Raw genomic sequence first — 26469 nt, 5'->3', positions numbered from 1 at the left:
TGCTCCACAGGCGAAGGAGAAGGGGGAGGAGTGGTATCAGCCCAGGCCTGCGATGCAGGCACCAAACCCGCCGACACCAACGCCGCCGACACCCCATACGCCGTCAACAAAACAGCACGACGAAACACACGATTACTAGACCAGCCACCCACGCGAGAATCCTCTACTCACTTGCAGCATCACTGCTGCTCCCGTAACGCCCCGAAGAGGGAGTCAGAGAAACTTTACTGCCACGTAAAAGGAGCGAGAAGCGGACTTAAGTCCCCTCAAGGTTGAATGACGTCAGCTCTTTGGGTGGGCTTCGATGATGATGATGTCGGTGCTGTGTCCGCTGGCGGGTTGGCAGCAGGCGGAGCGGGGCGTTTGCCAGCTGGATTTCGTGATGGTTTCTGTGGTGCCGTTGCCATCGGCGTAGGCAGTGTCGCCAGTTTCCGCGGTTGCCGTTACCTGGGCGAGGTTACGAGCGTGAAAACCGGGATACTCGGGGCATGATTTCTATCCTGAACTCGACAAACAGTGTCAAGCTCAGGCTAGAAATCGAGTCCTCACAGGGCCTTGCCCGTCGGTGAACTTCAGGCTGCGCCAGCGGTAACACCGGAGTTCACGGATCGTTCACCGCCGTAACGCGCACGCAGCACGAGGGCCGCGGCGACAAGCACAAGAAGCATCACGGCGAAGCCCGCGGGCGCCACTCCCGTTGCCGCAAACACGACGTAACCCACGAGCGAGGATCCGGCCGCGACGAGCGCGTAGGGAAGCTGGGTGTTCACGTGCGTACTCACCTTGCAGCCGGCGCCCGTGCTCGACAGGATCGTCGTATCGGAAATCGGCGAGCAGTGATCGCCGAAAACACTGCCGGCGATGACCGCGCCGAACGCGGCGATCAGAAGCTCATTGCCTCCGGGGGACGCATTCATGAGCTGGCCCGCGAGCGGCAACAGAATGCCGAACGCACCCCACGAGGAGCCGGTCGCGAACGCCATGAGACCGGCCATCGCAAACAGGATCGGGACGAGCCAGTGAGCCGGAAGGTTCACGTGCGCAACGACGTCGGCGAGGAAGCTGCCCGTGCCGAGATCGCCGATGACGGCGCCGAGCATCCACGCGAGAAGAAGAATCGAAATCGCGGGAAGCATCGACTTCGCGCCCTGGAAAGCGCCACCGAAACGCACGGTTGAGGAGAAGACCGGGTTGGAGAGGGTGTAGCGGTACAGGTAGTAGAACGCGACGATGAGGCCGATGATGCCGCCGACGTTGAGGGACAGCGCCACGTTGGCATTGGCCATCGTCGAGAAGAGATCCCACGCGCCGGCCTCGATGCCGCCGGTGACGTACATTCCGCCCACGACACCGAGAATGAGCAGAATGAACGGAACGAGCAGCGCGCGCTTCGCGCCCGGTTCGTGACGCGGAAGCTTGTCAGTCGCCTGGCTGGGAGCGTCTTTTTCATCGGCGTGCACGCCCTCTCCGGCGAAGGCTCGCTCCTCTTCCTTACGCATGGGCCCGAAATTGAGCTGCCAGGCGATCACGAGCCACAAAAACACGAGCGCGGCAACCGCGTAAAAGTTCATAAGCGCGGCGCGCACGAAAGCCTCGACCTCACTCATCTGAAGAGCGGAGGCCGCGAGGATCGGCGACATGATGCCGATGAGGGAGGCACCCCAGCTCGAGAAGGGGATGAGCACGACGACGGGGGCCGCGCCCGAATCGATCAGGTACGAGAGCTTGGCGCGCGAGACGCGTTGCCGATCCGAGATGGGCCGCGCGATCTGCCCCACCGAAAGAGCATTGAAATAATCGTCGATAAAGAACGAGAGGCTCAAAAGGCCCGTGAGAATCTGGGCCCCGCGTCGTGTCTTCACGCGCTTTTCCACCCAGTCCGAGAACGCCGACGTCCCGCCAGCCATGAGGACGAGAGACGTGATCGTGCCGAGCTCGAGGAGGAAGGCGATGATGAGGATCGTGTACCAGTTCAGCCCGCCGTCTTCCCACACGAGTCCGAGGGCGGCCTTGCCGACCTCGCCAAGCGAGCCGAGCGGAGAAAAGTCAGCGATCAGTATCGCGCCTGCCACGACGCCTGCGAAGAGCGATATGAGCACGCGTTTCGTCACGATCACGAGGAGAATCGCGAGGATCGGCGGAACGAGGGTGAGGATCGGGTAGGTCTCTACCACTGGGACCTCCTAGGCGTGTCGCAGACGCAGGAACACCCCCACAGTAAACGCCGTTGTCCCGAGGGGAAAGTGGAGAGGTCCCCGAGGGGATCGATACGTGGTGAAGGATACGAATGCTTACGCGGTCGCGAGCGTCAACACCCCAACGCCGGCGAGGAGCACCGCGAAAAGTGCCGTGAGGCTCGAGGGCCGTGCCTTCGCCGAGAGGGGCCCACCGGCCATCCCCCCGAGCACCGTTCCGGCCGCGAATATGAGTACCGACGGCCAGTCGATATGCGTGGGTGTCCCGATCCTCGCGAGCAGCGCCGCGGCGGACGTCATGATCATGACGAGCAGGCTCGTGCCCGACGCCGCACGCATCGGCAGACCGAGCGCGATCACGAGCATCGGCACGGCAAGGAACCCTCCACCGACGCCGAAAAAGCCCGTGAGGAGCCCCGTGGCGCTCGCGGCGAGCACAAGGGCCAGCCAGGAAGGTTGGGGCTCGGGTTCCGACGGTTGCCCAGCAAGCGTCGGCCCCCTCTCTTTCACGTTCTCGTCGAGCCTCGTCGTGTAGGCGCGGCGCGCCATGACGATGGCGACGACGAGCAAGAGTGCACCGAAGCTGAGCATCAGGGCTCGCTCGGGCACGAAAAGGGAGAGTCGCGAGGCGAGGGCGGCGCCGACGATGGCAACGGCGCCGAAGGTGAGCCCCTCCCTCCAGCGGACATTGCCCTGCTTTGCGGGGTGGCGGAGCGCGACGATCGCGGTGAGACCCACGACGACGAGCGAGGCCCCCGTCGCGTCGTGGGGCGCCATGCCAAGCACGAAGACGAGTACGGGGACGGAAAGTATGCCTCCACCCGCGCCGAGGGCACCGACCACGAGGCCGATGCCCACGCCGATCACCGCCGCGAAGACGACGGCGTTCATCGCGTCACCGCGAGCTGCACGCCTAGATCACACCGAAATCGAGCATCGCGTCAGCAACTTTCACGAAGCCCGCAATGTTGGCGCCGACGACGTAGTCACCGGGGCGCCCGTACTCTTCGGCTGTCGCGGCGCACGTGTCGTGGATGTTCACCATGATGTCGGTGAGTCGTTTTTCGGTGTCCTCGAACGTCCACGAGTCACGCGCGGCATTTTGCTGCATTTCGAGGGCCGAGGTTGCCACGCCGCCCGCATTGGCCGCCTTGCCGGGGCCGAAGGCGATGTTGGCCTCCTGGAAAAGGTCCACGGCTTCGGGGGTCGAGGGCATGTTCGCGCCTTCGGACACCGCGATGAGGCCGTTCTTGAGGAGCGTCTTTGCGCTCGCGGCGTCGAGCTCGTTCTGGGTAGCGGAAGGAATGGCGATCTCGCCGGGGACGTCCCACACGTTGCCACCCTCCACGAAGCGCGCTTTGCCGCCGCGACGTTCGGCGTACTCGCGGATGCGGCCGCGCTCGACTTCCTTGATCTGCTTGAGCAGGTCGAGGTCGATGCCTTCCTCGTCGACGACGTAGCCGCTCGAGTCGGAAGCGGTGATCGCGGTACCGCCGAGCTGCTGGGCCTTCTCAATGGCATAGAGCGCGACGTTGCCGGAGCCGGACACGAGCACGCGGCGGCCCTCGAAGTCGAGGCCTTTCGCCTTGAGCATCTCGTTCGCGAAAATCGCGGCGCCGTAGCCGGTCGCCTCCGTGCGCACGAGCGAGCCACCCCAGTTGAGGCCTTTGCCGGTGAGGGTGCCGGCATCGAAGCGGTTCGCAAGCCGCTTGTACTGGCCAAAGAGGTAGCCGATCTCGCGGCCGCCCACGCCGATGTCGCCCGCGGGGACGTCGGTATCGGGGCCGATGTGGCGGAAGAGTTCCGTCATGAACGACTGGCAAAAGCGCATGATTTCGGCGTCGGACTTGCCGTGCGGATCGAAATCGGAGCCGCCCTTGCCGCCACCGATTGGCAGGCCCGTGAGGGAGTTCTTAAAGATCTGCTCGAAGCCAAGGAACTTCACGATGCCGAGGTTGACGCTGCGGTGGAAGCGCAATCCCCCTTTGTAGGGGCCAAGCGCCGAGTTGAACTCAATGCGAAAGCCGCGGTTCACCCGCACCTTGCCCTCATCGTCAACCCAGGGGACGCGGAAGATGATCTGGCGTTCCGGCTCGGCGATGCGCTCAAGGATCGCGGCTTCGGCGTATTCGGGGCGCCGAGCGTGGAGCAGTTCGAGCGATTCGAAAACCTCCCTGACCGCCTGATGGAATTCGCCTTCGCCGGGATTACGGCGTAGAACGGATTCAAGAGTCGCGTCGAGTGAAGTGGCCATCATTCATCCTTCGTTGTGGGTGCGTGCAGTCGTCTTCGTACACCTCTGTTGATACTGAGTGGTAAAGGCGCTTTTTGAAAATCTACACGCCGCGGCCACCTTTCGGAAAGTCGCGGTCTCAGGATGAGAGACGCGGCGCTTTAGCGGGCCGCGAGCTGTTCGATCGCCCAGCGAGGATCGTCCGTGGAGATCGACTCGGGGCGGAGCTCGACGGCCTTTGTGAGCTGCTCCTCCGTGTTCACCGTCCACACGTTGATCTTGTAGCCACGCGCGTGCGCTTCCTTCGCGGCCTCGGGGGTGAGACCGTCCACGCTGCAGCTCAACCACGTGCAGCCGAGCTCCTCGAGCGTGTCCCACGTCGACTCCTCGACCGCATCCACGAGGAGACCGAGCCCCACGTGCGGGGCAACCTCGTGCACAGCCGCGAGAGCCTCGGGGACGAAGGAAATGACCGTGTCGCGCTCGCCGTGCCCCGGGCGTTTATCGTGGATGAGCTGCGCCGAAGCCGTCGCGGCCGACGCGACCTTGACCTCGACATAAAGCTCGAGGTCGTCCATCGCGAGAAGCTCCGTGAGAAGTGGAACGCCGTGGCCACCCTGGAGTGACACCTGTGCAAGCTCGGCGTTCGTGAGGTCCTTGATCGCGCCTTTTGCGGGAATAGAAGCTGGATCGGCCATGCGGTCGATCGTCTCGTCGTGCATGATGATCGGCGTGCCGTCGGCGCTCAGGTGCACGTCGCATTCGACGACGCCAGCGCCGTCGGTCTTTGCCTGACGGAAGCCCGCGATCGTGTTCTCGGTCGTCACGAGCGCTGCTCCGCGGTGGCCAACGATCACGGGTCGGTAGCCCTCGACCCCCGCGACCTCGACGCCTTCGGCATGCGATGCTTGCGGCGGGCGCACGGCGGGCGCTTCCGTGACCAGTGCAGGGGCACCGGTTCCAGAACCCTGCGCGGGGACGAAATGGTCGATGCTCGCGAGAACGGTACGGAGGCCGTGGTCGGCATCCTCCGTCATCGCGCGGACCTCCTCGCCCCTGCTGAGCCCGCTCATGACGGTCGGGTCGATGCACTCAACGATGCTCTGCTCGTAGCTCTCCCCCGCACGCACGACGACGTTGCACGGCAAAAGCGCCCCCATCGACGGATCGGCGTTAAGAGCGCGCCTCGCGAGCGCCGGGATGCACGCACCGAGAATCACGTACGGGCCGAGCTCGGCGCCAGCTTCAGCGCCGATCTTATTGGAGAGGGTGCCCTGCATGTTCAGTTCGTACACCACCCCGAAGCCTTCCTCGGCGAGGGCGTGGCGCACCGCCTCAAGGGCAACATCGAAGGGCGCCGAGACCTGCACTCGGTGCGTGTACTTCACGGGAAACTCCTTTTTCGTGGGGCGTGTTCACGCATGTCGACCGCGCGTGATCGGGCCAGGCTAAGGTGGCAATTCCACGGGCGGTTGACGCGACGGTGGCCTACAGGTGAACGAGCCGGGTTACATTATGGGGCGCAGCGGAACGAGCAGCTTCTCGGTAACTTTCTCGATTCCTGCGCGCACCTTCCACTTCTCGGGATCCACCTCGAAGCAATCCTTGAAGTCGGCCTCAAACACTTTCTCGAGAGCCTCGGCGAAGGCCGGATCGGCAACCTCGAGGTTGGTTTCGTAGTTCAGCGCGAGGGAGAGCCGGTCGAGGTTCGCGGTTCCGACGGTTGCCCACATCCCGTCGATTGTCGCGATCTTCGAGTGGTTCATCGCGGGCGTGTAGAGGAAGATGCGCACGCCAGCGTCGAGTAGATCCTGGTAGAAGCCCCGCGCGACCCAGTCGACGACGACGTGGTTGGACTGTTCGGGGAGCATGAGGCGCACATCGACCCCGCGCGCGGCAGCGGCACGAAGCGGCTCGAGGAGCTTGCCGTCGGGAACGAAGTACGGGGTCGAGAGCCAGATGTTCTTCTGGGCGCGCTCGATGGCCGCGAGGTACATGCGGCGAATCGGGTAGACGGCCTGGAGCGGGAGGTTGGGGTGGACCTCGACGCGCGTATTCCATGCGTTTGGCGCGATCCAGTCAATGCGTTCATCGGCGCGACGATCCTCGTTCCACACGTTGACGAACGCCTGGCGCAGCTCCCACACGGCGGGCCCCACCTCGCGCACGTGGGTGTCGCGCCATTCACTCTCGTAGGCATCGCCGATGTTGAAGCCGCCCACGTACCCCACCTCGTCGTCGACGACGAGGACCTTGGAGTGGAGCAGGCCGGTCGAGCGGACCGGGGCACGCCAAAACGACCCCGAAATGGGGTACATGCGGTGAACGTTGATGCGCTCATCAAGTTGCTCGAAGAACTGGCGAGGAACCACGAGATTCGCGAAAACGTCCCAAATGAGGAACACATCAACCCCGCGCGCAGCCGCGTTGTTCACGGCGTCCATGAAACGCTGGCCTACGCGGTCTCCCTTCCAGATGAAGGTCGCGAGCATGACCGTGTGCTCGGCATTGTCGATCGACTCGATCATCGAATCGTAAAGTTCCTCGCCGCTCGTAAAGATCCTGATGTCGGACTTCTCGACGCTCGAATCGAACGTCCCGGGCTTGGGCGCACGGCGCTTCTTGCGCCCGCGTTTTGTGTAGGCGTCCATGGCGAGGAGGGTGCCCACGGCGACTGTTTGAGCTGCGGCGATACCGGCAGTCGTCGCGAGTGCAGCCCGCCTCGCGATGCGCTTGCTGCGCTCAATAGCGCTCAGCTGTGCGGTGGTTTCACTCATGCCTCAATCCTCGCAACTCTTCCTGAAGCTTGCATTCTCATCCGCGTGGCGGGCTACCGCGGCCGCCACCACAAGATCCTGCCAGCTCATACCCACGGTCGTCACGACCGTGGGGGCACTCGGAGCGCTCGTCTCAACCTTCGCGGCGGTCTCCTCACCGAGGAGCAACTTCATGCTTACGGGTGCGTTTTCGGTGAGGGATCCGTCGGCGATCGCGCGCACGACGTCCCCGTTCTCGCGCAAGGCGACCGCCTGGTCCTCGACGATCACGCGGGCACGTCCCATCGTCTCGGCGGGGACCTCGCGGGTCTGCGGCGTATGCGCACCGACGGCGAGGACGGCCGCGTGCGGCTGCACCCACGCGTCGTCAAACACCGCCTCCTTTGCCGCGCTCGCGCACACGATCACGTCGGCGGCCTCGACGGCGGCGCGGCAGGCGTCGGAACCTGCCTTCACCGTTCCAACGTCGCCTGCACTCCCTCCCGTGCCCACCGCGAGCGCGCTTTCACTCACGTTTTCCGGGCGGCGAACGGCGTAGGTGACAGACCCGAGAGCGTCGAAGCCCACGCCCCCGCTGCCGCACTCATCGGCGAGCGCCCGCACGAGCCCCTCCCCCTGAACTCCCGCGCCGAAGGCGACGACGTTCGGCCGGCGCGTGACGTGCGCGGCGATCGCGCGTAATGCCGGGCGCGCCGCCGCGATCGCAATCGCGGGTGTGCGAAGCGCGGTGAGGGCGATCCCGTCGACGAGCGAGTGCGGCGTCAGCGTCTGCGAGTCGCACAGCAGATACCTGCCCTGGATGAACGGGAGAGACTTGTCCGGGTTGTGCGGCGCAAGGGTCAGTATTTTGATGCCGGCATCGTCACCGACCCTCGAAGGCATCGTGAGGAATTCGCCGGTCCCGACACTCGTGAAGGTGCGTTCAGGGTCGCCTGCCGGATCGAAGCCCGAGGCGAGAGCTGCCGTCAGGGCGTCGGCGGCAGCGCGGTACCCGAGGGCGAAAACGTGCTCTGCGGTGTAGTTTTTCATGTTCTCACTGTGTCATGCGTGACTTAGCACGGGCCGAATCGAGAGATTGAGGCGTAGCCTCGACACATGCCCACGTTATTGATAATTCACGGAACTACGCGTCCATCGCGCTCGGGGATCCTCGTGTCACGCGCACTCGAAAGTCTTGCGAAGGAGACCACGACCTTCGACGTCGAGTTCGCGGATCTCAAGGACATTAACCTGCCCTTCCTCGACGAGCTCGACCACCCTCGATCCGGGAACTACGAGCGGCCGCACACGCGTGCGTGGGCGGCCACCGTCGCGCGTGCCGACGCGATCGTCTGGGCAACGCCCCAGTACAACGGCTCGTTCTCAGCGCCACTCAAGAACGCGATCGACTACCTCGCGGCGGAATGGGAAGGCAAGCCCCTCGGCATCATCGCGTGGGGCTACTCCAACGGCGGGCTTGATGCGGCTCGCGCGCTCACCCCCGTCGCCGCATCGCTCCGGATGGACCTTGTGGAGCCACTGCTCGGTTACACAAGCTACGGCGCCGACCTGATAGACGGGAGCCTCACCGTGAGCGAGGAATGGAAGCGCAACGCGACAACGCTCCTCAAAGGGCTCGAAGAACGCGCGGCGTAGGATGCTCCGCATGACTACTTCACCCCTTCGCCTCGCCGGCGACTTCGTCGTCCTCGAACCGCTCTCACTCGACCATCTCGAGGGACTCAAGGACGCGGTGAACGACGGCGAACTATGGAAGCTCTGGTACGCGAACATCGCGAAGCCCGCGGAAATGCGCCAGGACATCGAGAGGCGCCTCGACCTGTGCGCAGCAGGCTCGATGCTCCCCTATACCGTGATCCGCAAAGTCGATGAGGATTCCGGCTACATTGCCGGGATGACGAACGTCATCAACATTGACCGGGCGAACCGGGTCGCCGAGATCGGCGCAACCTGGTACGCGCAGAGTGTGCAGGGCACCGCGGTGAATCCGGAAGCGAAGTTCCTTCTCTTGCGCCACCTCTTTGAGGTCGAAAAGTTTCAGCGCATCGAGCTGCGCACCCACACCTTCAACAGGCACTCACGCGCGGGGATCGAAAAACTCGGCGCCACCTTTGAAGGGGTCATGCGGCGCCACCGAGTTCTCAAAAACGGCACCACACGCGACACGGCGCTGTACTCGATCCTCGACCACGAGTGGCCCACCGTGCGCGCGCACCTCGAATACCGGCTCCAGCGCGCAGCGCAGTAGCCCGCCCGGGAAGCGTGGCGACGCCTGCCTTAGAACCATTCGCGACAAGGAGAAGGGAACTACGCTCTTTTACGCGACATCCACCAGCGCTCGACGATGAGCCCGACGATGACGACGACAATGCCGACGCCCGCACCAATCGATGTTTCGACGATGCGAGGAACGAGCATCTCGTAATGCCTCGCGGGGTTCGCAAGATGCACCATGAGCAAGGCGAGCGGCGTGACGAATACGAGCCCAAATGAATAATTGCGCGTCACAAACATCTCCGCGAGAAACTGCATCGCGACGATCCACACGACTGTCTGCCACGGCTGACTCGGAAACGACATGAGGAACGCCGCGATGGCGACGCCAAGGACGGTCCCCACAACGCGGTGAAGGGCACGGTTGACCTGCCCCACGCGGCGGGTTTCTGAAAGAGGAGCGACGGCCGCCACTTGCGCCCAATATGGCGAAGGAATCATGAGCGCCGTTGAGATCGACCCCGCAATCAATGCCGCGCTCGCGAAGCGGCCCGCATCCTGTGCGTAATCGGCAACGCTCACGCGCTCGGGCACCGGCACCGGGCGGCCCGTGTTGGCCTCGCCGAGCACATGAAAGAGCACGCTGAACGCCAAGGAAATCAGCACGCTTCCGCCGCCGAACACAATCGGTATCCACAGCGGGAACACGTGCGGGCTCGTCGCGATAGCCGTCGCCGCAAAAACGAAGAAGAGCACTCCCCGCGGCCTCAGCGAAAAGCGGGGTACGAGTCCCGACGTCAGGGCCGCCACGATCGTGCCAACGATGACGACGATCCAGGCCCCAGGAAGCATCGGAACCAGCATCTCCGCGTGGCGCGCAGCGGTCGCGAAAATCTCGCACGCTACCAGGGCGCCTCCCGCAATGGCCTGTTGCCGCACGCGCTCGCGCGTGGGAACGAATCGGCCATAAAGCGAGCTGAAGGTGCCAAATGACGCAAAGAGTGAAAGATCAAGGCGTCCCAAGAAAAGGAGAATCACGAGGGGGACCGCAACCGAAAAGGAGATGCGCACCGCGGGGACGAACTCGCCTCGCGCCTCGCCGAGGGTCACAAAGGTCCGGGCGCTCGAGCCGACATGAACCCTCGCCTCGGCGGGAATCGCGTGCAGAAATGTCCGGCGATGACGAGAGACACGGGGAGAAGGCACGTGCCTCAGGATAAAACCATCCGCGAGGCGCGCGCATCATCGCTCGCCTCAACTCACGTTGTGAGGTGTTCGATCAAGATCTTGGCGCCCAGAGCGATGAGGACAAGACCGCCCGCTACCGCGGCGGGAGTTCGGAATCGGGCCCCGACGCGGTGACCAATGATGACCGCAACGAACGACAGGGCGAAGGTGACGAGGGCGATGATCGCAGCCGCCTCGGCGATGTTGACGGCGAGCATCGCGAAGGACACGCCGATCGCAGCGGCGTCGATGCTCGTGCCGATGCACAGAAGAAGAAGTGTTTTGAGGTTGATCGCCGCTTCCTCGCCGCTATCGCCATCCCCCTCGGCCACGAAAGCCTCACGGATCATGTGCGCGCCGATGAGCGCGAGCAGCGCGAAGGCGATCCAGTGGTCGATGGGGGCGAGCACCTGGGAGAACTGGGAGGCGAGTGCCCACCCGAGCACGGGCATGAGGCCCTGAAACACCCCGAACACGACGGCGATGAGGAGCGCCACGCGGTAGGAGAAATGGCGCATGTTTACGCCCTGCGTGAGCGCGGCGGCGAAGGCATCGGCGGCAAGGCCGACGCCCACGAGCAGGAGTGCGATGATGTCCACGTCTTTCAACACTTTCGCCTCGACATGCGGTGTGTCTAGAGGAAAACGAAAGTGAGGACGTCCAAACAATTTGACGGGGAATAGCGCGCGGGCGATTCTTGACACGGGCCGTAGGGCCCTTCGCCGCCCGCCCACGAGAGGCTCACCCCGCATGAACGCCACGCCCGAACCAACCAGGGTCACCGAGGACTACCTCGCCGTCATCTGGAAGGCGAGCGAGTGGCCGGACGACGGGCACACCCCCGCGACGAGTGCGATCGCCTCCGCACTCGGGGTTTCGCTCTCGACGGTGTCAGCGCAGCTCAAACGCCTCGCGACCGACGGCCTTATCGACTACCACCCCTACGGCGCGATCGCCCTCACTCCCGAGGGCGAGACAATAGCCCGTCAGGTCGTGCGTCGACACCGGATCCTCGAAACCTTCCTCGTCGAGCACCTCGGCCTCGCGTGGGACGAGGTTCACGAGGAGGCAGACAAGCTCGAACACGCGACGAGCGACAGACTGATTGCGCGCATGGACGATATGCTCGGGCACCCCGCAGTCGACCCCCACGGCGATCCGATCCCGTGCGATATTCACGACGCGCCCGACCCCGGCGTTCCGCTTACGCGCTGCGAGCGGGGCGAGAGCGTGGTTATTTCGCGTGTCTCCGATGAGAACCCGGACATCCTTCGCTATTGCGCGAAGCGCACGCTCGCCCCGGGCACCCGAATCACGATCCTCGAAGAGATGGATTCGACGGGACTCATGAGCATCGAAGTGGAGCACGGGCGCGTGGAACTCAGCGCCCAGATCGCCGGCGCGATCAGGGCGGTTCCTGAAGCCGCTTAGGCGCGCTACCCTCGTGCTTCGGCTCGCGCGACGAGTCGCGCAACGAGCTTTGCCCTGTTGGCTTCGGAAATGGGACGTCCGCTGAGGTGGTTGTACACCCACAGCCCAGCGCTCAGAACGTGATCCTCAAGGCGATCTAAGTCGTCCTCGCTCTCGACGTCCTCACTCGGGTCGAGAAGCCAGCGTTCATCAATCTCGCCCCAGGCCCGCTCATAGTCACGGTGGCTCAGCGCCTGGATGTTGAGAAGAATTTCTGCGAGAGGCTCTTCGCGCTCGAGGGCGACCACAAGGGCGCGCTCACGTTCGGCTGGCGTGAGGTCTTCGGGGGTCCTCCCGCCGCTCTGGCGAAGGAGCTCACGCTCCCACAGCCGCGCGGCGTACCGGTGAAGCTCGATGAGGAGGTCATGGCGCGAAGGGAAATGATAGATGAGGCCGGATTTCGACATCCCGGTTGCTTCCGCGAGCGAATCGAACGTGAGTCCGTCGACGCCACCGCACTCGGTGACGAGGTGGTACGCCACCTTAAGGGCGTACTCTTTCTTGCTAGATCTGGGCACGGGGGTCCTAGGGGGAAAGGTTCAGCATTGAGGGGATGACCTTAAAGTAACAGCGTTCTGCATCGGTAAAAGCCAAGAATTACCTCACGCGAGGTACGACACATTTCTTACAAACGTAAGCCACCGCTCTTTACATCTGTAAATCAGAGGTTTAAGTTTGACCCGGTCGAAAAGACTGACACCTGTAAGAAAGAGCAGAGTCGAGGCCCCATGTCTGTCCTGTATGCCGCTCGGCGCGCCCTCAGCCATCACGTCGAGGAGACGCCGATCGATCCGCGCGCTCAAAAATCGCGCGAATCGCTCATCCGCGTCATGGTCGACGCCCTCGACGAAAACCCGCAGCCCCCGAGCGTCTCCGAACTTGTTCGACGCGCCGGCGCGAGCCGCCCCACCTTCTACCAGCACTTCGGGGACATTCCCACGCTGATGCACGCCGCGGCCATGGCTCGCCTCGAAGGGGCCTTCACGGTGCTCCCCCAGCAGGCGTCGGACAACCCCGAAAACTGGACTCGCTTCACCGCCGAAAGCTTTACGGCGCTTTTCACGCACCTGAGCGAGAACCGCGCGTTTTACCTCGCGGTTCTCGACGGCCCGAGCGGGCGCGCCGCCGAGAGCGAACTCACGCGCTTCCTTGCAGGGCGCATGCTCGGCATCGGCACGCTCCGCGACGCGCTGACCCGCCTCACCGGTCCCCGCGCCGCGCGCTATGCCGAGTTCCTCTCGGCGGGTCTCATTTCGCAAGCCACCAAGGACCTCCGCGACGACCTTCCGGTCTCAGCAATGGTCGAAACGACAACCGACTTCCTCGCGGCCGCGACTGGCCACAAGGCCGCCTAAGGAGAACGTTTCATGTCACAGAACAATCTGAAGGCAATGCGCACGGCCAAGGCCAATTCCATCGCGCGACGCCTCCGCAGTTCCGGAAACAGCCTTTCCATCATTCGCGTCATGATCCTCGTGATCGGCGTTTCGCTCGTTCCGCTCGTGTACGCGGCACTTCTCACGTGGTCTAACGTCGACCCCATCAACAGGCTCCACCAGGTGCCCGCCGCCGTCGTCAACCTCGACAAGGGCAACACCGACCCCGACCTCGATCTCGGCGACGAGCTGACCGATGAACTCCTCGATTCGACCTCGAACAACAACCTCGACTGGACGGAAATGTCCGAGTCGCGCGCCAACAAGGCGCTCCAGGACGGCGAGGTCTACGCGGTCTTGAGAATCCCCGAGAACTTCAGCACCAACGTCGCCTCGGTTGGAAACGACGACCCCTCGACGGCAGCCAGAGCTGAACTCTCGATCACGACCAATGACGCGAAGAACATGATCTCGGGCAATCTCGCCCAGAGCATCCTCACGAAGGTCACGGGCACTCTCAACGAGAAGGTCAGTGACGAGTACCTGCACAACATCTATGCGGGTTTCAACGACATGCACGACTCGCTCTCGGATGCCAAAGACGGCGCCGGGCAAATCGCCGACGGTTCTTCGGATGCGAAGGACGGCGCCGGGCAAATCGCCGACGGTTCTTCGGATGCGAAGGACGGCGCCGACAAGCTCGCCGACGGCACCGCAAACGCGAAGGACGGCTCCGGTCAGCTCGCGGACGGGACGGCCGCCGCGAAGGACGGCACGGCCCAACTTGCCGACGGCACCGCAAACGCGAAGGACGGCTCCGGTCAGCTCGTCGTGGGTCTCGGCGACCTCAAGGACGGCACCGTCACCCTCGCGAACGGCGCGAGCACCCTTGCGAACGGCACGACGCAACTCAAGGATGCGACGGGACGCGCCGCGGTTGGCGCAGGCGATCTCGCGAACGGCGTGGGCCGGCTGGATTCCGCCGCAGGTCAACTTTACGACGGTGCCTCGCAGGTCAACAATGGCGCCATTCGCCTGCGTGACGGCCTCACGGACGCCCAGGGTGGCTCCGCGAAACTTGCCGAAGGCCTGAACGAACTGAACTCGAAGACCTCGATCCTCCCCGGCGCGGTCGCGGAGCTCAAGAAGGGCTCCGCCGCTCTCGCTGATGGCTCCGAGCTCATCGCCGAACGCATGGAAGATTTGAGCAATCGCGGACCCGAGATCGTTGATCACCTCCACGAGGTGAAGGACAAGACCCGCGGCGCGCACGACGAAGCCGTCGAGCTCAAGAAGCTCACGGTCGAAGATGTCGAAGGCACGCAGGCCTACGCCGATTCCCTCGCCGACATTCAAGAACACTGGGACGAGATGGATCCCGAGCAGCAAAAGCTCGCGATCGACGGTCTCAAGAGCGGTGCCGACCAGATTGCGGAACGCTCCCGCAAGATCAACGCGGGCGTGAGCGACCTCGACCTCAAGATCATCGTTCCCCTCGACGCTGCCGCGCACGCACTCGACGACAAAGTCAACGAGCTTCCCGCGCTGTTTGACCACGCGGCCGCGAAGTCCCGCGAGGTCGCGGATAAGTTCGCGAGGCTCGACGAAGGCGTGGGCAAGCTCGACGCGAAGTCGAACGAGCTCGTTGACGGCATCAACCAGCTCGCGACGGGCGCAAACACACTCGATGACGGCCTCGGGAAGCTCTCGAATGGTGCCGGCGAGCTGACAAACGGCACGGGCCGTTTGGCGGATGGCACGAGCCAGCTCAAGGATGGAACGGGCACCGCGTATGCGGGCGCTTCGACCCTCGCCGACGGCGCCTCGAAGCTGGATGCCGCGAGCGGAAAACTCAACGATGGCGCACAGCGCCTCGCGACGGGCTCGAATGACCTCACAACCGGCGCGGGCAAGCTTCAGGACGGTGCCGTGAAGCTCGACGGCGGCATCGGCAAACTCAACGACGGCGCCGTGAAGCTCCACGACGGCTCCATAAAACTCAATGACGGTGCCGTGAAGCTCAACGATGGCCTCGGCAAACTCAATGACGGCGCGGTCGAGCTCGGCGGCGGCCTCGGCCGCCTCCATGACGGCGCAAATGAGCTCCACGACGGCCTTGCCGACGGCGTCGAGCAAGTGCCGAGCTACAACAAATCCGAAGAAGACCACCTCGCGAGCGTCGCCTCGCAGCAAGTGGACCTCTCAAAGCACCGCTTGCACGAAGTCAAGAGCTACGGCTACGGCCTTGGCCCGTACTTCATGACGCTCTCGCTGTGGATTGGCGCGCTCGCTTTCTTCCTCGTGTTCCCTGCTCTGAGCGGTCGCAGAGTTGGCAGCAACATGCCCGCTGCGATGGTTGCTCTCGCAAGCTACCTGCCAAGCGCGTTCGTAAGCGTGCTCCAGTCGGTTCTCATGGTCTCGACCGTGCACTTCCTCGTGGGCATCGACATGATGCGCCTAGGCCAGGCGTTCCTCATCTCGTTCATCGCCTCGCTCACGTTCATGGCGCTCAACCAGGCGCTAGTCGCGTGTTTCGGTCCCGTAGGACGCTTCATGTCGCTCATCTTCACGGTGCTTCAGCTCGCGTCGGCGGGCGCTACGTACCCGATCGAGACGACTCCGGAGTTCTTCCAGATCATCAGCCCGTACTTGCCCTTCACGTCGGTCGTGAACGCACTGAGGGTCGCGATCGCGGGCGGCTCGATCAACTTCGCCCACCTCATTTGGGTCATGGTTGCCTATTCGGCGGTCGCCCTCGTGATGCTCTTGTTCGGTATCCGTGCGAAGCGCCGGGTGGAGAAGATCAAGAAGAAGATTCACGACCGTGTCGAGAGCGCGGCTCCCGAGGAAGCGCCGGCTGGAGAGGGTGCCGAAGGCGCTGAGGAGTCCGACGGTTCTTCGGATACGGAGGATGCTTCGCAACCCGACGATGATGAGAGCGTCGAGGACACGGAGGACACCGAGGAGTCCGCGGATGCTGAAGAGCAGCAGGACGCTGGCGAGGCGGCAGATTCCGAAACGCCCGAGAGCGGTGAGGGTTCGATACCCGGGGAGAAGGCCTGACGGGCACCGGGCGCGAGTTATCCACAATCGGGGGTCCGACGCCTGCCGAGGCTCACCTGTTTCCGTAGGATCGAGGCATGACGCTTCCCTCCCATCCGTTTCAGGTCAATCTTCACGCGGTCGTCGAGCTTCTGAGCACGCACATCTACTCGAATCCGCGCGTGTTCCTGCGCGAGCTCATTCAGAACGCTCGCGATGCGATCATGACGCGCATCGAGGCGGGCACGCTGACCCTCGATGATGCCCTCATCCAGGTGACGCCCGTGGGCCCCGAATCTGGCGAGCTCGTTGTCACCGATAACGGCGCGGGCATGCACCGCGAGGAAATGGCGGAGCTCCTCTCGACCGTCGGCCAATCGAGCAAGCGGGACATTTTCGACTTGCCTCGCACGGATCGGCTGGGGCAGTTCGGCATCGGGCTGCTGAGCTGCTTCATGGTGAGCGATGAAATCGTGGTCGAAACCCGCCCCGCCTCCGGTGGGGAGGCGAGCCGTTGGGTGGGCCGCAGTGATGGCACGTTCACACTCGAAGCTCTCGAGGGGTCCGCCGGCTCTCACGTTGCAGTCGGCACGAGCGTGCGGCTCACTCCCCGGCCGGAAGCTCGCGAGCTCACGTCATACGTCCGCGTGTGGGAGCTCGCGACCACGTTCGCGGAGTTCCTCCCCGTGACGCTCGAGGTCTGCGGGCCGCGTGGAACGGAGCGTTTCGTCAATCGCACCCCGTTCTTTACCCGTCACCTCTCCCCCGGGGCGCTTCCCTCGGCGGCTGATGCTCCCGTGGAGGGCAGCGAAGATGATCTTTACGCTTGGGCTCTCGAGCGGGATCTCGAGCATCTCGCCGAGTACGGAACCGAACTTCTCGGTGCACAACCCCTCGACATCATCGATATTTCCGTTCCCGAAACGGGCACCCGAGGAACCGCTTTCGTCCTTCCCGCTTCTCCCTCCCCCGGCGCGCGGCAGGCCACGCGCGCCTACATGGGCGGGCTTCTCGTCTCCGAAGCCCTCCCCGATCTCCTGCCCGAATGGGCATTTTTCGTGCGAGTCGTTCTCGATTCCACGGGGCTTACCCCCACCGCCTCGCGTGAGGGTTTCGTCAACGATGAGGCGCTCGCCGTCACGAAGCGCGCGATTGCCTCGACGTTGCGAGCCTGGATCCTCTCGCTTGCTGAGAGCGATCCGCGCGGCCTCCAGCGTTTCCTTGCCATCCACGACTTGGCCCTGCGCTCCCTCGCCGTTCACGATGTGGAGCTCGCGCGGATCGTGCTGCCTCATTTCACGTTCGAGACGAACCAGGGGCGCATGCTCGTGAGCGAGATCGTCGAGGCGAACCCGCGTGTGCGCTACGCCGAAACAACGGAGGAATTCCGCCAGCTCGCGGGCGTGATCCCGAGCGACCAGGTCGTCGTCAATGCCGGTTACGTGTACGAAAAAGACCTCATGCGGATGCTCGGCGAGACTGTTGCGTCCGCGAGCGCCGCGCCAGTCACCCTTGGCGATGTGATCGCGCAGTTCGGGGCGGTGTTCGGTCCCGACAAAGAGGCCGCCGAACGCGTGCGCGCATTCGCCGAAACCGCACTGTTTGGGCTCGATTGCGACGTCCAGGTGCGCGCGTTTACTCCCGAGGATGTCCCGGCCCTCTACGTCGTTGATCCCGATGTTTTGAGGAGCATGGAGCTGCGCCGCCTTGAGGAATCGACGAGCGGCTTCTGGGGTGACCTCATGCGTGAGGTCACGGCCTCCTCACCGGAAACGGAGCGTGCGCCGAAAGGCCCAGACTCGAGCCTGCCCACCCTTGCCACGCTCGTTCTCAACTGGAATAGCCCCCTCGTGAAGATGCTCGCGGGCATCGAGGGCGAGGATCAGGTCGTGGCCTCACGAACGGTGCGGCTCATCTACGTGCAGGCGATGCTCGCGGGGCACAACCCGCTGCGGCCCGCGGATCGCGCGATCCTCAACGAGTCCCTTTCCGACATGCTCGCGCTTTCCACGAATCTCATGCGGCGCGATCTCTCGATCGAGGATTTTCTCGAACCGGGCGAAGGCACCGAAAGTTAGGCTGGGACCATGCGCGAACTCCAAGCAACGATTATTGATGAGATGGGCGTGAAGCCCCAGATCGACCCTGCGGCAGAGATCGAGCGCCGCGTCGCTTTCCTGACCGAGTACCTGCGTTCGACCGGCGCGAACGGTTTTGTGCTCGGCATTAGCGGCGGCGTCGATTCGACTCTCGCGGGCCGCCTCGCTCAGCTCGCGGTTCAGAAGGTGCGTGCCGAGGGCGGCGACGCTCATTTCGTCGCGGTGCGCCTTCCACACGGGGTGCAGCACGATGAGGCCGATGCGGCCGCGGCAATGGCGTGGATCGGCGCGGACCGCGAGATGACCATCAACATCAAGGGCGCTGCGGATGCACTTCGCCACGAGTTTGCGTCTGCGGCGGGGCATGAGACGAGCGATTTCAACGCGGGCAACATCAAGGCACGCCTGCGCATGGTCGCTCAGTACACGATCGGCGGTGACGAGGGGCTCCTCGTGATCGGCACCGATCACGCCGCCGAGTCCACGGTCGGGTTCTTTACGAAGTTTGGTGACGGTGGCGCGGACATCCTTCCTCTCTTCGGGCTCAATAAGCGCCAGATCCGCTCACTTCTCGAGCATCTGGGCGCGCCGGATCCGCTCTGGACCAAGGTGCCGACCGCCGACCTGCTCGATGGCAACCCCGGGCGCACGGACGAGGACGAACTCGGCGTGAGCTACGACGACATCGACGACTACCTCGAAGGCCGCGACATCCCCGCGCCCTCCGCAGAGAACATTGAGCGCCGCTATCTCTCGTCGCGACACAAGCGCACAACGCCCGTGACCATCACCGACACGTGGTGGAAGGGCACCCCGGAGTCGCGATGAGCGAAACAGAGACCTTCGAAAGCCTCGCGCGCCGCTTCGATTCCCCCGCGCCCATGCCGCCAAGGGAGCGGTGGGAGATCGGCAAGCGCGCCGAGCGGCTAGCGGAGGAACGAGGCGATAAGCGAGCCCTGTACGAGATCCGCATGAGGCTCGTAGGTTTCGCCTTCCAGGCAGCCGAGGCCACGGAGCAGCTCACACTGTTCCTGTGGTGCGCGCACATGCACGATTCCGATCCCTCTCGCTACCCCGTGCGTCCTCTCGAGACTCAGCCGGACGTCGACCTCCTGTGGTGGTACAAGTGGCTCACGGTCATGCTTCTGAGCTACCCCCAGTACTCGCTGTCCCAGGTGCGTTCCGCGCTCGACATGATGCGCGCCGCCTATCAACGCGAAGGAGCCGGGGAAGCCGGAATCCTGTGGGCCGAACTCTCTTTCGCGCTCGAGACGGGCAATGTCGACGAAGCCCGCGAGGTTCTCACTCGCATCAAGGCGTGCCCTCCCGACGAATACTCCAATTGCGACGCGTGCGCGAGGGCGCAGGAAGCCACGATTTTGTGGCAGATCGACGAGCCGGAGGCAGCGCTTCGCCTCGTGGACGAAATCCTCGACCGGGGCTACGAGTGCGCCGAAGAGCCCCAGTCGATCGCCTCGGAGGCGTTGTTCGCCTTCGCGCGCGCCGGGAGGCTTGCCGAGGCCGCGGCGCTCGCGGAGTTTTCGTACCCGCTGATCATGTCCTCACCGATGCATCTCAGCCACCAGATCGACCACATGCTGTTCCTTCTCGCGACGGGCAATGTGCGCATGGCGGCGATGCTCTTCGTGCGCCACTTGCCGAACGTACGCCACGAGGGTCTCGCCCCGAGCATGTACCTTGCGGCGCTCAAGCAGCTAATCGTGGTGGCGAGCGAGCTTACGCGCGCCGGGTACGGCGCAATGGCGATCGAGGGCCTCAACGGCGAAGACACAACCGTCGAGGAGTTCATTGAAGCGGCGCGCAGCACGGCGCTTCCCCTTGCGGAAGCGTTCGATAAGCGCGATGGCACGAATGACCGCGCCGCCTCGGTCACCGAGGCGGGCCACACTCCGCTCGAGCGCTTCGCGTTCGAGCTCGGCGGCTGAATCGATCCTCGGGAAAGCGGCTCACGTGCCGCAAAAACTCGTGAAGAATCGAGCGTGAGCCGGTGGCTCCTCGAGGTCCTCGAATCCGTCGCGGCGCGTCCACGGATCGCGAATCGCGGTAAGGAGCCGCTCGAATTTTTCCCGCTCGCCGCGCTCGATGTCGCGCAGTGCTGCCTCGACGTGGTGGTTGCGGGGAATGTAGATCGGGTTCGTCTCGCGCATGAGCGCCTCGGCGCGCTCGAGGCTCGTTCCCCCGCGCGAGCGAAGCTCCTCGAGTTCAGCTCGCCACGCGCTGCCCGCGGCGAACTCTCCATCGATGCTTTTTCCTTCGGCGAGGGCCCTGAAAAACAGGGTGAAGTCCATGTGCTCGCGCTCGAGGGACTCGAGAGTGTTCGCAACGAACTGCACCAACGCGACGTCCGGTTCCGCCTCGATTCCGAGCTTCCGCGCGAACACTCGCGTGAAGGCAGCGCGGTACTCCACCTCAAACTCCGCCAGTACCGCACTCGCGTCGTCGATCGCGCGCTGCGGATCCGGATCGATGAGGTCGAGGAGGGACTCTGCGAAGCGCGCGAGGTTCCACTGCGTGATGGTTGGCTGCTGGTCGTAGGCGTAGCGGCCGCCGGTGTCGATCGAGCTGAAGCACGCCCCGGCCTCGTACCGATCGAGGAAGGCACACGGCCCAAAGTCGATCGATTCGCCCGCAACGCTGACGTTGTCGGTATTGAGAACGCCGTGCACGAACCCCACCCCCATCCACTGCGCCACGAGCCGCGCCTGGCGTGCGGCAACGCCGCGAAGGAGAGCAAGCGCTGGCCTCCGGCGAGCGTCGGCACGCTCTTCCCATCCGGGGTAGTACCGATCGAGGACGAATCGCACGAGCTTGTCGCGCGTATCCGCCGCGATTGCTCCCTGATCGCCCGCGATCCTCGCAAACTGGAAGGTGCCCACGCGGACGTGGCTTGAAGCCGTGCGGACGAGGATCCCCGCGGGTTCCGGCTCGGGTGCGCGGCGCCTGATCCGCTCCCCCGTCTCGAGAACCGCGAGCGCGCGGCTCGTGGGAATGCCGAGGGCGTCAAGCGCCTCCGAGATGAGGTATTCGCGATACATCGCGCTGAGCGGCGCTTTGCCGTCCGATCCAGGACGCGAGAACGGCGTGAGCCCGCTGCCCTTGAGGTGCACGTCCACGATCGCATCGCCGCAGGTCAGCTCACCCATGAGGTGGGCGCGGCCGTCGCCGAGGACGGGCGAGAACGTGCCAAACTGGTGGCCCGAATACGCCATCGCGTGCGCGCTGTGCGCATTCGAAAAGCTGCGCGCGAGGCCCTCGACCGCCTCGACTTCCGCCCCGGAATCAATCCCAAGCTCCCTCGCGAGCGGCGCATTCGCGGCCCCCACGCGCGTATCGGTGGGGATGCTGGGCGCGCACTCGCGCACGAGATCGGGAAACTCGCGCGCGAACTGGGTGGTCAGTGTCGGAAACTGGGAGGGCACACCACCACGCTACAGGGTCCGTTCCGACGTTTACTCACCTAGCGTCGCACCCACATCCGTGAGCGCTTGACCACTACACTTTCGGTATGCCGCGCTTTTCTCGCGCCGACGTCTATCGGCGCCAATACAAAGCGATCGTCGCCATCTTCGCCGCGTCCTGCATGCTCGTCTCGATTGGCACGCTCGTGAGCACCATTGCGGCTGGGCAACCGTCGGACCAACGGGCGGTCCCCGCCGCGCCCGCACCCGCGAAGGCGCGCGTGATGACCATCCCGGACACCCCCGCGGATGCCTCCGCGCTCACAAATCTGCCGCGCGGTGTGGATCTGCGCGAGGGCGAAAGCCTCGGCATCGATGTGTCCTCGCACCAAAAGACGATTGACTGGGGCGATGTCGCCGATGCGGGCGTGAGCTTTGCGTACATCAAGGCGACCGAGGGCACCGGCTATACCGACCCGAAATTCGCCTCGAACTGGAAGGGCGCCACGAAAAGCGGCATCACCCCGGGCGCCTACCACTACTTCACGCTGTGCTCCCCCGGCGCGGACCAGGCACGCGATTTCTTGAAGGCGGCCCCGCCGGATTCGGGTGCGCTTCCACCCGCCCTCGACCTCGAGTTTGATGGCGCGTGCGACGAACGCCCCGAGGCGCAGCACGCAAACGCGGAAGTCGCAGACTTCGTGAGCATTGTCGAAAAGGCGTGGGGGCGAAAGCTCGTGATCTACTCGAGTGCCGAGTGGCGGCGCCACTACGACCTCCCGCACGCCGAAGGTCGCCCAACCTGGCTCTTTTCCGAGTCCTCGCGTCCCGAGAAGGATCGCTGGGCGGTATGGCAGCTGCGTTTTGACGGCACAGTTGACGGAATTTCCACGAAGGTCGATATTGACGTGATTCGACCAGCGCATCTCAAAGGAGAGTAATCGATGACGAGACGAGTAAGCGTCGTCCTCTTTGACGCATTCGAGCTGCTTGACGTGTGCGGGCCGGTTGAGCTTTTGAGCCACGTCGAGGGCATCACGCTCGACTTTGTGGGGCCCGAGGCGGGTCTCGTCTCGAGCGCGCAAGGCCTTCGCGTGGAGTGTGGCCGTTCGTTCCGGGAGCTCTCCAAGGAGCCGATCGACATCCTTCTCGTCCCGGGAGGGCCCGGCACGCGAACGCTCGTCGACGATGCGCCGTTTCTCGCGTGGCTTACCGAGGTTGGCACGCGTGCCCGGCTCCTCGCGTCCGTGTGCACGGGCTCGGCGCTCCTCGCTTCGGCTGGGCTGCTCGAAGGCTACCGCGCAACGAGCAATAAAGCCGCGTTCGAGTGGGCGCGCACCTTCGGTCAGACGGTTGCCTGGCAGAGGGAGGCTCGCTGGGTTGAGGATCGCGATCGCTGGACGTCCTCGGGCGTGGCCGCTGGGATGGACATGACCGCAGCCCTCATCGCCTCCCTGTGCGGTCCCGAGGCACGTGATCGGGCCCTCGCGAAGGCCGAATACACGGCCAACACCGATAGCGATTCGGATCCCTTCGCCGCCGCGCCCCCTCTGCCCTGAGGGCGTGCACAGCAGGGCGGCACGCCCTCACAGCTGGCGGAGGCGGCTCCAGCGAGAGACCCAGCCCTCGACATCGACGAGAGGCACGAGAAGCGGAGGTTTCTCGCTTGAGGCGGGCCGCAGCGAAGCGTCACGGACCGCCGCGCTATTTTCGCGGCGCGCCCGAGCGTTGTAATCCTCGAGGTATTCGCGCACCGCGTCTTCTGATGGGAGCGAGCGAAGAGTATGCGCGAGCATATCGTGCTCCTTGCGCAGCACCACAGCGGCGGGCAGCAGCGCCTCGCGATCGAATTCGCCGGAGGAAATGCGCGATTTAATCCACCAGTCGGGATCGTGCACGTCCGGAAGCTCGAGCTGCGCACCCGCGAGGGGAAGGTTGTCAAAAACGCCGGCAGCGGCGGCCCGATCGGCAGCCGTCGGAATGAACCCCGCACCCTCCCCCACGGCACCGAGCCATGCGTTTGTGTGCGAGCCCGAGGGCGTCTCCTCACTCATGCTGCTCAACCCCTCACCCGAGTACACGCGTGCAGATACGCGAAAGCCCCTCCCGTAGGAGGGGCCCGCATGGGGTGCGCAAGGGGGGACTTGAACCCCCACGCCCGCAAAGGCACACGGACCTGAACCGTGCGCGTCTACCAATTCCGCCACTTGCGCGGGTACTTCGACACCGGGTTTCACGGCACACCGAGATCGAAGCGCTCCCTAATATAGCCCCACCGCCTCGCGCGCGCGAATCCACGCACGAGCCAGGTGGGCAACGCCACGAGTGTGTACGTCAGCCGTCCGCGGGGGTCGGGAGAACAACGAGCACACCCGATTCCTGCGCGTTGAGGATCGTTGCCGCAATCACGGTCGCCTCGCCCTTGCCCCATTCAGCTTCGAAAGGGCACACCTGCGAATTGCGACCTTCCGGAATGAACATTTCACCCGTGCATTCGAACTTCGAAACCGGGATCTCGAAGGCCTCCATCGCCTTGAGCGCTTTTTTCGAAACATTTGCGCCATCAGCCGGTGCGTCAGCCGCCCACATGCCGCCCGCGCCGTAGGCATACACTTCGGTTCCGGTTTCGGTGAACTTCGCGGTAAGCGAGGGGTCGAAGTCCTTCTCGAAACCGACCAGGAGGCCGGTGCCTTGCACGCTCGAAAACGTTCCGTACACGTAGGCCTCGGTCGTCTTGTTTTCGCCCTTTACGGTGCAGTGCGTCTTCGGTTTACCAGCCGTGATGTCCACGTCTGAATCGCATTCGACGCTTGCCGAAGCGTCATCGGGAACGACGTCCGTGATCGCCTTGGCGATCTCATCCTTCGAGACGGGAAAATCACCGATCTCGGGGTCATCATCGTTCGTGATGTGGGCAACCATAGCAGGGGCCGAAGTGACCTCTCCCCCGGATTCGGCCGAAGGCTTCTCACTCGGCTCGCTGCTCGGTGACTCGCTCGCGCTCGGCTCCGCACTCGGCTTATCGGTTTCTTTGGCCGAGGGAATCTGGGTGGGGCTCGGCTTCGCCGTTTCGGGTGCGTGGGTGGGGGTCTCGGTTGGCGTGGATACCTCACCGCCCGTAGCCCCGCACGAAGCGAGCACAAGCGCGGCGGCGAACGCGGCGGATGCGCCGCGGAACGTGGACCTCATCGACATGGATATCTCCTTTAGACATCAGCACAAGGGAAGTGCGTGCTGACATATCTTCCCGCGCCCCACGCAAAAAGTAAAGACTTTGCAAAGTGTGGAGGTTGTGAAGGAAAGGCCGCACGCTCGAGCGGCAGGCGGGGTCCGACGGTTACCAGGCGTCTTACGAGGCCGCGGCGCTAAAACACCGCTCGCACACAAGGGATTCGCGCCGCGACAAGCGACACCGCCCACGAAAGCCCGAGCACGAGCACCCATGCGCCCACGCACGAGAGCGTTCCACTCGAATCGAGCCCGGGCACGAGGAGGCGCACACCGATGAGCACAACGAAATGGCACAGAAACACGCCGAACGACGCATCGCCGAGGCGCCGCAACACACCCTGCACACGATCGGAAACCTCCCACTCGCGGCTCACGGCAAGAAGGCCCGCCACGAGCGCAAACGATGCACCGACACTCAAGGGTGATCGGTAGTTGCCGCTGACGAGCTTGCCCCATCCCTCGTTCTCAATACCGAGACCGCCACACACGCCGAGAACCGCGAGCAGCGCGAAACCGAGGGCGAGCACGGCGGGGGCAAGGCGCCGTCGGACCGGGTGGGCGAACGCGACGTGACCGGCGAGGTAGTGCCCTACGTAGAAAATCCAGTAGGTGAGCACCGCCCCGGAAATCACGCCCGTGGGTTGCCCGACCGCCTCAAACGCGTTCGGAGCGAGATACACCGACAAACCCCACGCGAGGCTCACACCGGTGGCTGCCCACGCACGCGCTTTCGAATGCGCAACGAACGAGCCGAGCACGGGGGTAATGATGGAAAGGCCCATGATTAGCCATAGAAAGTACAGCTGTGGGGACTGATCCCCCATGAGCGCTTCCTTGCCTAGCCGCTCCGCGGTCAGGTCACGACCCAGAACCGCGCCATTGATCACAACGCCATACACGAGCGTCCACACGATGGTCGCGGGAATGAGCCGCGCGAAACGCGAACGCAGAAACGGCCATGCCCCTTTGCGCATCGCCACCGGGGCGAGGTTCAGGGCGCCGGAGATCATGATGAACACGGGCACTGCGACGTTCAGCATCGAGCGGAACACAACGAGAGCCCAGGGGGCGTTTTCGACAGTGGCGGCGGGCGCGAGACAGTGGATACCTACGACAGCGACGATCGCCGAAATACGCACAACATCGAGCATTGGCACGTAGCGCCGCTGAGGTGTCGAAGGCATGG

23 protein-coding genes and 1 tRNA gene are annotated in these 26469 nt (G+C 64.2%); 10 read left to right on the top strand and 14 right to left on the bottom strand.

What is annotated here, in order from left to right; all coding sequences use genetic code 11:
* Positions 1-572: 572 nt before the first annotated feature.
* From DEHOM01_RS07525 to DEHOM01_RS07500, 6 genes are all read right to left on the bottom strand, one after another.
* Positions 573-2174, bottom strand: a complete 1602-nt coding sequence (locus tag DEHOM01_RS07525) for a Na+/H+ antiporter NhaC family protein (protein ID WP_061212202.1) — start codon at positions 2172-2174, stop codon at positions 573-575.
* A gap of 117 nt (positions 2175-2291) precedes the next feature.
* Positions 2292-3086 (bottom strand): sulfite exporter TauE/SafE family protein, encoded by a 795-nt coding sequence (locus DEHOM01_RS07520; protein ID WP_061212201.1) that lies wholly within the window; start codon positions 3084-3086, stop codon positions 2292-2294.
* A gap of 22 nt (positions 3087-3108) precedes the next feature.
* Entirely contained in the window at positions 3109-4449 is a 1341-nt protein-coding gene (gene gdhA, locus DEHOM01_RS07515; protein ID WP_375543966.1) for an NADP-specific glutamate dehydrogenase, read from the bottom strand.
* 140 nt (positions 4450-4589) lie between these two features.
* Entirely contained in the window at positions 4590-5816 is a 1227-nt protein-coding gene (locus DEHOM01_RS10075) for a glycerophosphodiester phosphodiesterase family protein (RefSeq protein WP_167346661.1), read from the bottom strand.
* Positions 5817-5936: 120 nt separating this feature from the next.
* Positions 5937-7205: a phospholipase D-like domain-containing protein gene (locus tag DEHOM01_RS07505; protein WP_061212199.1), complete on the bottom strand. Its 1269-nt coding sequence runs from the start codon at positions 7203-7205 to the stop codon at positions 5937-5939.
* Positions 7206-7208: 3 nt separating this feature from the next.
* Positions 7209-8234, bottom strand: coding sequence for a hypothetical protein (locus DEHOM01_RS07500; RefSeq protein WP_061212198.1), 1026 nt, complete (start codon positions 8232-8234; stop codon positions 7209-7211).
* Between the two features lie 66 nt (positions 8235-8300).
* Between DEHOM01_RS07500 and DEHOM01_RS07495 the strand changes: the two genes are divergently transcribed.
* Together DEHOM01_RS07495 and DEHOM01_RS07490 are read left to right on the top strand one after the other, a co-directional pair.
* Complete coding sequence (locus DEHOM01_RS07495) at positions 8301-8840, top strand: NADPH-dependent FMN reductase (protein WP_082738787.1); 540 nt, start codon at positions 8301-8303, stop codon at positions 8838-8840.
* 10 nt (positions 8841-8850) lie between these two features.
* Positions 8851-9453 (top strand): GNAT family N-acetyltransferase, encoded by a 603-nt coding sequence (locus DEHOM01_RS07490; RefSeq protein WP_061212213.1) that lies wholly within the window; start codon positions 8851-8853, stop codon positions 9451-9453.
* Positions 9454-9512: 59 nt separating this feature from the next.
* Here DEHOM01_RS07490 and DEHOM01_RS07485 read toward each other — a convergent pair whose 3' ends face one another.
* Together DEHOM01_RS07485 and DEHOM01_RS07480 are read right to left on the bottom strand one after the other, a co-directional pair.
* A complete protein-coding gene (locus tag DEHOM01_RS07485; RefSeq protein WP_156468328.1) occupies positions 9513-10625 on the bottom strand; it encodes an FUSC family protein in 1113 nt (370 codons plus the stop codon).
* A 53-nt stretch (positions 10626-10678) separates the two neighbouring features.
* Complete coding sequence (locus tag DEHOM01_RS07480; protein WP_245630684.1) at positions 10679-11245, bottom strand: manganese efflux pump MntP; 567 nt, start codon at positions 11243-11245, stop codon at positions 10679-10681.
* A gap of 151 nt (positions 11246-11396) precedes the next feature.
* Between DEHOM01_RS07480 and DEHOM01_RS07475 the strand changes: the two genes are divergently transcribed.
* The gene (locus DEHOM01_RS07475; RefSeq protein ID WP_061212194.1) at positions 11397-12077 is read left to right on the top strand and encodes a metal-dependent transcriptional regulator; all 681 of its coding nucleotides are present in this window, start codon (positions 11397-11399) and stop codon (positions 12075-12077) included.
* 5 nt (positions 12078-12082) lie between these two features.
* On the opposite strand, the gene DEHOM01_RS07470 is transcribed toward DEHOM01_RS07475, so the two are convergent.
* On the bottom strand, positions 12083-12634 hold the full coding sequence (locus DEHOM01_RS07470) for a TetR/AcrR family transcriptional regulator (RefSeq protein WP_082738786.1): 552 nt from the start codon (positions 12632-12634) through the stop codon (positions 12083-12085).
* Between the two features lie 210 nt (positions 12635-12844).
* Here DEHOM01_RS07470 and DEHOM01_RS07465 point away from each other — a divergent pair, with 210 nt between their 5' ends.
* The 5 genes from DEHOM01_RS07465 (at position 12845) to DEHOM01_RS07445 (ending at position 20579) form a co-directional block, all read left to right on the top strand.
* A complete protein-coding gene (locus DEHOM01_RS07465; protein WP_061212192.1) occupies positions 12845-13471 on the top strand; it encodes a TetR/AcrR family transcriptional regulator in 627 nt (208 codons plus the stop codon).
* Between the two features lie 12 nt (positions 13472-13483).
* The gene (locus tag DEHOM01_RS07460; RefSeq protein ID WP_061212191.1) at positions 13484-16555 is read left to right on the top strand and encodes a YhgE/Pip domain-containing protein; all 3072 of its coding nucleotides are present in this window, start codon (positions 13484-13486) and stop codon (positions 16553-16555) included.
* A gap of 77 nt (positions 16556-16632) precedes the next feature.
* On the top strand, positions 16633-18612 hold the full coding sequence (locus tag DEHOM01_RS07455; RefSeq protein WP_061212190.1) for an HSP90 family protein: 1980 nt from the start codon (positions 16633-16635) through the stop codon (positions 18610-18612).
* Between the two features lie 9 nt (positions 18613-18621).
* Positions 18622-19461: an NAD(+) synthase gene (gene nadE, locus DEHOM01_RS07450; RefSeq protein ID WP_061212189.1), complete on the top strand. Its 840-nt coding sequence runs from the start codon at positions 18622-18624 to the stop codon at positions 19459-19461.
* Complete coding sequence (locus tag DEHOM01_RS07445) at positions 19458-20579, top strand: hypothetical protein (RefSeq protein WP_061212188.1); 1122 nt, start codon at positions 19458-19460, stop codon at positions 20577-20579. Before nadE ends, DEHOM01_RS07445 begins: the two co-directional genes overlap by 4 nt.
* A gap of 21 nt (positions 20580-20600) precedes the next feature.
* Here DEHOM01_RS07445 and DEHOM01_RS07440 read toward each other — a convergent pair whose 3' ends face one another.
* On the bottom strand, positions 20601-22073 hold the full coding sequence (locus DEHOM01_RS07440) for a protein adenylyltransferase SelO (RefSeq protein ID WP_061212187.1): 1473 nt from the start codon (positions 22071-22073) through the stop codon (positions 20601-20603).
* Positions 22074-22159: 86 nt separating this feature from the next.
* Here DEHOM01_RS07440 and DEHOM01_RS07435 point away from each other — a divergent pair, with 86 nt between their 5' ends.
* Positions 22160-22993, top strand: a complete 834-nt coding sequence (locus DEHOM01_RS07435) for a glycoside hydrolase family 25 protein (protein WP_061212186.1) — start codon at positions 22160-22162, stop codon at positions 22991-22993.
* 3 nt (positions 22994-22996) lie between these two features.
* On the top strand, positions 22997-23611 hold the full coding sequence (locus DEHOM01_RS07430; RefSeq protein ID WP_061212185.1) for a DJ-1/PfpI family protein: 615 nt from the start codon (positions 22997-22999) through the stop codon (positions 23609-23611).
* A 27-nt stretch (positions 23612-23638) separates the two neighbouring features.
* Here DEHOM01_RS07430 and DEHOM01_RS07425 read toward each other — a convergent pair whose 3' ends face one another.
* From DEHOM01_RS07425 to DEHOM01_RS07410, 4 genes are all read right to left on the bottom strand, one after another.
* Positions 23639-24106, bottom strand: a complete 468-nt coding sequence (locus DEHOM01_RS07425) for a DnaJ family domain-containing protein (RefSeq protein WP_061212184.1) — start codon at positions 24104-24106, stop codon at positions 23639-23641.
* Between the two features lie 75 nt (positions 24107-24181).
* Positions 24182-24265 (bottom strand) — tRNA-Leu (locus tag DEHOM01_RS07420).
* 121 nt (positions 24266-24386) lie between these two features.
* Entirely contained in the window at positions 24387-25247 is an 861-nt protein-coding gene (locus DEHOM01_RS07415; RefSeq protein ID WP_061212183.1) for a hypothetical protein, read from the bottom strand.
* Positions 25248-25417: 170 nt separating this feature from the next.
* Complete coding sequence (locus tag DEHOM01_RS07410; protein WP_061212182.1) at positions 25418-26467, bottom strand: acyltransferase; 1050 nt, start codon at positions 26465-26467, stop codon at positions 25418-25420.
* Between the last annotated feature and the right edge of the window lie 2 nt (positions 26468-26469).

It is taken from the genome of Dermabacter hominis NBRC 106157 (genome assembly GCF_001570785.1).
Classification (GTDB): domain Bacteria; phylum Actinomycetota; class Actinomycetes; order Actinomycetales; family Dermabacteraceae; genus Dermabacter; species Dermabacter hominis.
Note: the sequence above shows the minus strand (reverse complement) of the source record. Positions and strands in the feature narration are given on the sequence as shown.